The 6,853-nt window shown below is 62.4% G+C and carries 8 protein-coding genes; 6 read left to right on the forward strand and 2 right to left on the reverse strand.

Annotated elements, in window-relative coordinates:
- Positions 1-506, reverse strand: a 506-nt coding sequence (locus OKA11_RS24015; protein ID WP_267225091.1) for a LysR family transcriptional regulator, incomplete at its 3' end; no start/stop codon positions are given.
- 106 nt (positions 507-612) lie between these two features.
- On the opposite strand from OKA11_RS24015, the gene OKA11_RS24020 reads away from it, so the two are divergent.
- Both OKA11_RS24020 and OKA11_RS24025 read left to right on the forward strand, forming a co-directional pair.
- The gene (locus OKA11_RS24020; RefSeq protein WP_267225093.1) at positions 613-1,812 is read left to right on the forward strand and encodes an MFS transporter; all 1,200 of its coding nucleotides are present in this window, start codon (positions 613-615) and stop codon (positions 1,810-1,812) included.
- A gap of 16 nt (positions 1,813-1,828) precedes the next feature.
- Positions 1,829-2,902 carry an alpha/beta hydrolase gene (locus OKA11_RS24025; protein WP_267225095.1) on the forward strand — a complete coding sequence of 358 codons (1,074 nt, stop codon included), beginning with the start codon at positions 1,829-1,831 and terminating at the stop codon, positions 2,900-2,902.
- A gap of 170 nt (positions 2,903-3,072) precedes the next feature.
- On the opposite strand, the gene OKA11_RS24030 is transcribed toward OKA11_RS24025, so the two are convergent.
- On the reverse strand, positions 3,073-3,981 hold the full coding sequence (locus tag OKA11_RS24030) for a LysR family transcriptional regulator (RefSeq protein ID WP_267225097.1): 909 nt from the start codon (positions 3,979-3,981) through the stop codon (positions 3,073-3,075).
- Between the two features lie 220 nt (positions 3,982-4,201).
- Between OKA11_RS24030 and OKA11_RS24035 the strand changes: the two genes are divergently transcribed.
- The 4 genes from OKA11_RS24035 to OKA11_RS24050 all read left to right on the forward strand — a co-directional run bounded on the left by OKA11_RS24035 (position 4,202) and on the right by OKA11_RS24050 (position 6,772).
- The gene (locus OKA11_RS24035; protein ID WP_267225100.1) at positions 4,202-4,612 is read left to right on the forward strand and encodes a (R)-mandelonitrile lyase; all 411 of its coding nucleotides are present in this window, start codon (positions 4,202-4,204) and stop codon (positions 4,610-4,612) included.
- Positions 4,613-4,616: 4 nt separating this feature from the next.
- Entirely contained in the window at positions 4,617-4,847 is a 231-nt protein-coding gene (locus OKA11_RS24040) for a tautomerase family protein (protein ID WP_267225102.1), read from the forward strand.
- Positions 4,848-4,939: 92 nt separating this feature from the next.
- Entirely contained in the window at positions 4,940-5,812 is an 873-nt protein-coding gene (locus OKA11_RS24045) for an aldo/keto reductase (protein WP_267225105.1), read from the forward strand.
- A gap of 201 nt (positions 5,813-6,013) precedes the next feature.
- Complete coding sequence (locus OKA11_RS24050) at positions 6,014-6,772, forward strand: glucose 1-dehydrogenase (RefSeq protein WP_267225107.1); 759 nt, start codon at positions 6,014-6,016, stop codon at positions 6,770-6,772.
- Positions 6,773-6,853 lie beyond the last annotated feature (81 nt).

The raw sequence follows: 6,853 nt of genomic DNA on the forward strand, positions 1-6,853 counted from the left end.
ACGGCGACCATGCGCGCGTCTGGCCCGATGCGGACGGCGATCATGTCCTTCGCCAGAGTTTCGCCGTAGCGCACGCCTGCGTCATAGCGCTCGCTGATGATGTCGATCAGGCCGTAATCGGTGATCATTTCGACGCAGACGTCCGGATAGTCCTGCATGAACTGGGAAAGTTTGGGCAGCAGAAGTTCGTGGATCGCATGGTCCGACGCACTGATGCGGATCTTGCCCGCAGGCCTGTCCCGCGCTTCGTTGACCAACGCCAGTTCTGTCTCGATCCCGTCCAGATAGGGGCTGATTTTCTGGAGCAGCCGTTCGCCGATCTCGGTCGGCGCCACGCTGCGGGTCGTGCGAACGAGCAACTGAACCCCGAGCCGATCCTCCAGCTTCTTGACGATCTGACTGATCGCAGACTGGGAAAGTCCAAGCTTTGCGGCTGCCTTTGTGAAGCCGCGCTCGCGGGCCACTGCCACGAAGGCGGTGATGTCGCTCAGCGTATCGCGCGCCATTGATTAAAATTCCTACTGATTGTCAGAAGACTTATCCGTCTAATAATGGATTCAGGCGCGCGCTAGATAGGGAGGAGAGATTCATCCGAGACACATGAGGTAGACCATGCCGGCATCCGGCAAAGTGGCGACCGTGCCCGCGTGGGGCGCGGTGATCGCAATGGCGCTGTGCGCCACCATATTGATCGCGTCAGAGTTTATGCCGGTCAGCCTGCTAACGCCGATCGCGCGCGATCTGGCGATCACCGAGGGGCATGCCGGGCAGTCGATTTCCGTTTCCGGCTTCTTCGCGCTCGTCACCAGTCTGTTCATCTCCACGATCATAGGCGTGTCGGATCGGCGGCGCGTCGTGCTGATCTTTACCGCCCTGATGCTCGTGTCCGGCGTAGTGGTCGCGTTCGCGCCCAATGCCCCGCTGCTGATGGCAGGGCGTGCGTTGCTTGGTGTCGCGATCGGTGGCTTCTGGTCGATATCAGCCGCGATCGTCATGCGGCTCGTGCCTGAGGAATCGGTGCCCAAGGCGCTGGCTCTGCTGAACGGCGGCAACGCGGCAGCGACGACATTGGGCGCGCCTATCGGCAGCTTGCTTGGCGGTCTGATCGGATGGCGCGGTGCCTTTTTCTGCGTGGTGCCGCTCGCCGCGATCGCATTCGTCTGGCAGTGGCGCAGCCTACCGCCCATGCCGCCGGAAAAGGCTTCGATCCGCGCGCGCGACGTGTTCGCACTGCTGAAACACCGCCAGTTCGCGATCGGCATGGTAGCGGTGTCGCTGTTCTTCTTTGGTCAGTTCACGCTCTTTACCTATCTGCGCCCTTTCCTGGACCTGGTGACGGGCAATGACGCACCGCTAATCTCCGGCATGTTGCTGGCGCTGGGCGTTGCGGGATTTGTCGGCACGATCGTGATCGGTTGGCTCCTCAAGTCGCAGCTCTACAGCCTGCTGATTGCCATTCCCGCCATGATGGCGGTCATCGCGGTCACTCTCGTGGAGATCGACGGCACGCCGTTGAAGGTCGGCCTGTTGCTCACGCTTTGGGGGCTGCTCGCGACCGCCGCACCGGTCGGATGGTGGACGTGGCTGAGCAAGACGATGCCGCACGAAGCGGAGGCTGGCGGGGGACTGATGGTCGCCATCATCCAGCTTGCGATCATGCTGGGCGCGATCGTCGGCGGCACGCTGTTCGACACTTGGGGCTATCACGGTCCGTTCAGCTTCGCCGCCGGGCTTCTCGTGATCGCGTCGCTGCTGGCGGTCATCACGTCACGCATCGGCGCTGCACTGAGCCTCACCGAACAACCGGCCTGACCCAGGAGCCCCCGCCATGACCGACCAATCTTTCCCATTCGAGCGCCGCGGCGTGCTGAAGGCTGGCACAGCCGGCCTTGTCATCCTCGGCGCGCTTTCGATCCCCACCATTTCCTCAGCAAAGGCACCAAATATGACACAGGATTGGGACAAGACATTCCCGCGCAGCAAGCTTGTCGATCACCAGAAGGTTTCGTTCAAGAACCGCTACGGCATCACCCTGGCTGCCGATCTCTATCTCCCCAAGGACCGCGGTACGGGCAAGCTCGCGGCGATCGTGATCAGCGGGCCGTTCGGCGCAGTGAAGGAGCAGTCCTCGGGCCTCTATGCCCAGACCATGGCGGAACGCGGCTTCGCCACGCTCGCCTTCGATCCGTCCTATACCGGCGAAAGCAGTGGGGAACCCCGCAACATCGCATCGCCCGACATCAACACCGAAGATTTCAGCGCCGCCGTGGATTTCATCGGGTTACACGCGGAGATCGATCGCGAGCGGATCGGCGTCATCGGCATATGCGGCTGGGGCGGCATGGCGCTCAGCACCGCCGCCATCGACAAGCGGATCAAGGCCGTCGTCGCCAGCACCATGTACGACATGACCCGGGTCATGTCGAAAGGGTACAATGACAGTGTGACCGTGCAGCAGCGCGCCGAGACCCTGGACCAGTTGAGCCGCCAGCGCTGGGACGATGCCGCAAAGGGCAGCCCCGCCTATGGCCCGGTTTCACTGGAGTTGAAGGGCGGTGAGCCGGAGTTCGTCGTCCAGTATGCCGCCTACTACAAGACGAAGCGCGGGTTCCATCCGCGTGCGGTCAATTCAAACGCCTCGTGGAGCGTCACGACGCCCCTTCCGTTCATGAACCTGCCGATTCTCACCTATATCGCGGAAATCTCTCCCCGGCCGGTGTTGCTCATTCATGGCGAGAAGGCCCATTCGCGCTACTTCAGCGAGACCGCCTATGCGGCCGCGGCCGAGCCCAAGGAACTGATGATCATCCCGGGCGCCACCCACACCGACCTCTACGATCAGATCGATGTCATCCCGTTCGACAAGCTGACGGCATTCTTCAAGCAGCACCTCGCGGCGTGAAGAGAGCGGGTGGGCGACAGGCCCACCCGCTGAACCGTGCAGATTGTTCAGCGGCCTCTGTTCGGACCTGACCTTCACCGAGGCCAAATGAACAACTGTGGTTGGTTGCGACCCGGCTCCGCCCGAACCCGCAGCAAAGCTAAGATCTTTTTGGTGGCTGCCGCGCGAACTTATAACCCAAGTGGGCGCAGTTCGCGGATAAGATCGACGAGGAGACGCAGACCGGTAGGGACCAGGCGGCGGCTGGAATAGTAGATGTGGAACGCTTCGCCCACAGACGACCATTCCTCGAGGACAGGCACCAGGCGGCCATTGGCAAAATAGGGGCTGAAGATCGGTTCGCTGCCATAGATCACACCGCATCCTCCGATACCCAGTCCTATGGCGGCGTGGGAGGCATCAGCGGTGAGGGGGCCGGGCGCCATGACCGCATGGGTCGCGCCATTTTGGTCAAACTCCCATTGGTAGATCTGATCATTTCCAAGGCGGATGCGGACGCAGCGATGGTTTTGAAGTTCGTCAGGATGCTCCGGTGCACCGAATCGCTCCAGATAGTCCGGAGCGGCGGCCGCCACCCATTTGATCTCCGCTGAGAGCCGCTGCGCGACCATGTCTTCCGGGACCGTGCCTCCGTACCGGATGCCGGCATCGAAACCACTCCCGATCACATCGATCAGCCGATTGCTGACGCTGATATCCACCTCGACCTCGGGATACCGCTCGATGAAGATCGGCATGACAGGATTGAGCAACAGGGTTACGGCGTCCTCCGGCACGCTTAACCGCACGCGGCCTGCCGGCGCGTCACGATATCGATTCAGGTTGTCCGATGCCTCGCCGATCGCAGCGAGTGGTCCTTCGATCTTCTCGAGAAGTTCCGCCCCGGCCGCGGTGAGAGTGACGCTTCGAGTGGTTCTGTTCAATAATCTGACGCCGCGTCTCGCTTCGAGAGCGGTCATCGCATGGCTGAGCGCTGAGGTGGTAACGCCCATTTCCTGCGCAGCACGCCTAAAGCTGTGGTATTTGGCGATTGCCTGGAAATAGACGAAATCGGCGAGATCGGCGCGGCTGATTTGCATTGAGCTCCCATAGCAGACTGTTGAAAGAAACTCACCAGCTCATTGCTTGGGCCGGCCCTAATCGAGGCCGTGTCCGGGGACTATATCCTGTCCATGACGAAACGCTTGATCGCGGATTCGTGGCACATGTGAGGAGACAGTCATGATCCGATTTGCACCGCTTTTGATTGTCTTCCTGGCATCGACCGTCGTCGCGACCGCACAGGAAAGGGCAGACCCCATGAGTATTATCCGCAAGTCAGACCTCAAGACCGTCGATGGTCCCGAGCAGTATTTCACCGGCAAGGCCACGATCACAGGCCAGTTCCAGCGCGAGGAACCGTCGCGTGTCTCGGGTGCGATCGTGCATTTCGAGCCCGGCGCCCGCACCGCCTGGCACACGCATCCGGCAGGCCAGACCCTGATTGTCACCGAGGGCATTGGCTGGACCCAGATCGACGGCGGCCCGAAGTACGAATTCCATGCCGGCGACATCCTGTGGTGCCCGAAGGACAAGCGGCATTGGCATGGCGCGACCGCTCACGATGCCATGACCCACATCGCGATCCAGGAATCGGTCAACGGAACGCCCGTGATGTGGATGGAAAAGGTCACCGACGAGGAATATCTCGCTCCGGTCGCCAAGGACTGACGCCATGCCCCACGTGATCGTGAAGCTCTGGCCCGGCAAGACGACCGACCAGAAGCAGCGTCTTACCGACGCGATCGTGCACAGTGTCACCTCCATCCTCGACTACGGTGACGAATCCGTCTCCGTGGCGATGGAGGAAGTCGGCCCCGACGAATGGACCCGCAAGGTCGTGAAGCCGGACATTCTCGGCAATTGGGACCTGCTATCCAAGCGTCCGGGCTATGTCTCACCCTGAGGCGCGATGGCTCGCGTGATGTGGATGGAGCACCGGCTTCGTCGCGCCGACGCGGGCAGCGCCCCGGCTCACCATTCTCGAAAGGATTGCACGTGCTCTCCAATGACAATTTCACGCTCTCCAACGGCGTGCAGGTTCCGCAGGTCGGCCTCGGCACTTGGATGATTCCCGATGACGAGGTCGCCCAGGTCGTTCGCGATGCGCTGGAAATCGGCTATCGCCACATCGACACCGCCCAGGCCTATGCCAACGAGCGCGGCGTAGGCGAAGGGTTCCGCACCAGCGGCCTTGCCCGCGATGCGGTGTTCGTGACCAGCAAGGTCCGCGCCGAGTTCAAGGACTACAAGTCCGCCAGCGAAAGCATCGATACGTCACTGCAGCAGATGGGCATGGACTATCTCGACCTGCTGCTGATCCACAGCCCCCAGCCCTGGGCGGACTTCCGTTCGGACGGCGACTTCGATCAGGGAAATCTTGAAGCCTGGCGCGCCATGGAAGACGCGCACAAGGCCGGGAAGCTTCGCGCGATCGGTGTTTCGAACTTCGAGCGCGCGGATATCGAGAACCTGCTCACCAACGGTACCGTCGCGCCGGTGGTCAACCAGGTGCTCGCCCATATCGGCAGCACCCCGTTCGACCTGATCGATTATTGCCAGGACAAGGGAATCCTCGTCGAAGCCTATTCGCCGGTCGGCCATGGTGCCGTGCTGAAGAACGCGACCATCGGCGAGATCGCCAAAGCATACGATGTCGGCATCGCGCAACTCTGCATCCGCTACTGCCTCCAGCTTGGCCTTCTGCCGCTGCCCAAGACCGCCAACCCAAATCACCTGCGCAGCAATATCGGCCTCGAGTTCACCATCTCGGCTGCCGACATGGCAACGCTGAAGGCGATCGATGGCGACACCGACTACGGCCAGGCCAGCGCCTTCCCCGTGTTCGGCAAGAAGCGCACGGCCGCCTGAACCAGGCGGCCAGACTGTATCGGGTTCCACTGACCCAGACCTGATCCTCGAAGCGTGGATCGCCGCAATTCCGGCGGTCGCGCTTCGGGAAGCCACATGACTCCCACTTCAGACACGGTGGCACCGATTAGGGCGGATCGCGCGAACCTGAGTTCGCGCGCCGCCCCGTCGCGCCCGCATTCCAACGCAAGGAAGCTAGACATGAAACCCCGCTATGATTTCTCCGGCAAAGTGGCGTTCGTCACCGGTGCCAGCCAGGGCATGGGCGTGGCAGCCGCGCAGGCATTCGCCGCGGCTGGCGCCAGCGTGGTTCTGGCCGACGTCAATTCTGAAACCGTCGAGCAGGCTGCGCAGCAAATCCGCGACGTGGGCGGCACCGCGATTGGCGTCATCTGCGACGTGGCGGACGATGCCCAGGTCGAAGCCGCGGTGAACAAGGCTGTCGAAACCTACGGCAGTCTCGACTTCGCGTTCAACAATGCCGGTGTCCAGGTGCCGCTCAGCGACATCGCCGATCAGCCCTTGTCGGACTATAACCGCGTTGCCGATATCAACCTGCGCGGCGTCTGGTCATCGATGAAGTATGAACTCCAGCAGATGCGCAAGCAGGGCAGCGGCGCGATCGTGAATAATGCCTCGGTCGGCGGCCTTGTCGGCAATCGCGACCTTGCCCCCTACAACGCCTCCAAGCACGGCGTGATCGGCCTGACCAAGAGCGCGGCGATCAGCTATGCGGCGCGCGGCATCCGGGTCAATTCGATCTGCCCCGGCACGATCGACACGCCGATGGTAGCCGGCATGGATCAGGACATGATCGCGGGCGTCATGCGCAACCAGATCATCGAGCGCCTCGGCCAGCCCGAGGAGATCGCGCAGGCCGTGCTGTGGCTGTGCAGCGAAGGCGCCAGCTTCGTCGTCGGGGGCGCGCTTCCGGTGGACGGCGGGTTCGTGACCAACTGATCGAGATGCGGGGGGGGGGGGGGGGGCGTGGAACCTGCGGGGCGCGGGTTGCGCGGGCCCGGTATCGGGGCCGCCCGGGGT

The organism is Novosphingobium clariflavum (genome assembly GCF_026420865.1).
Classification (GTDB): Bacteria; Pseudomonadota; Alphaproteobacteria; order Sphingomonadales; family Sphingomonadaceae; genus Novosphingobium; species Novosphingobium clariflavum.

Excerpts from the sequence above, each read along its gene's own strand:
- OKA11_RS24020 (WP_267225093.1), top strand. The coding sequence starts at position 613 with ATGCCGGCATCCGGCAAAGTGGCGACCGTGCCCGCGTGGGGCGCGGTG.
- OKA11_RS24025 (WP_267225095.1), top strand. The coding sequence starts at position 1,829 with ATGACCGACCAATCTTTCCCATTCGAGCGCCGCGGCGTGCTGAAGGCT.
- OKA11_RS24030 (WP_267225097.1), bottom strand. The coding sequence starts at position 3,981 with ATGCAAATCAGCCGCGCCGATCTCGCCGATTTCGTCTATTTCCAGGCA.
- OKA11_RS24035 (WP_267225100.1), top strand. The coding sequence starts at position 4,202 with ATGAGTATTATCCGCAAGTCAGACCTCAAGACCGTCGATGGTCCCGAG.
- OKA11_RS24040 (WP_267225102.1), top strand. The coding sequence starts at position 4,617 with ATGCCCCACGTGATCGTGAAGCTCTGGCCCGGCAAGACGACCGACCAG.
- OKA11_RS24050 (WP_267225107.1), top strand. The coding sequence starts at position 6,014 with ATGAAACCCCGCTATGATTTCTCCGGCAAAGTGGCGTTCGTCACCGGT.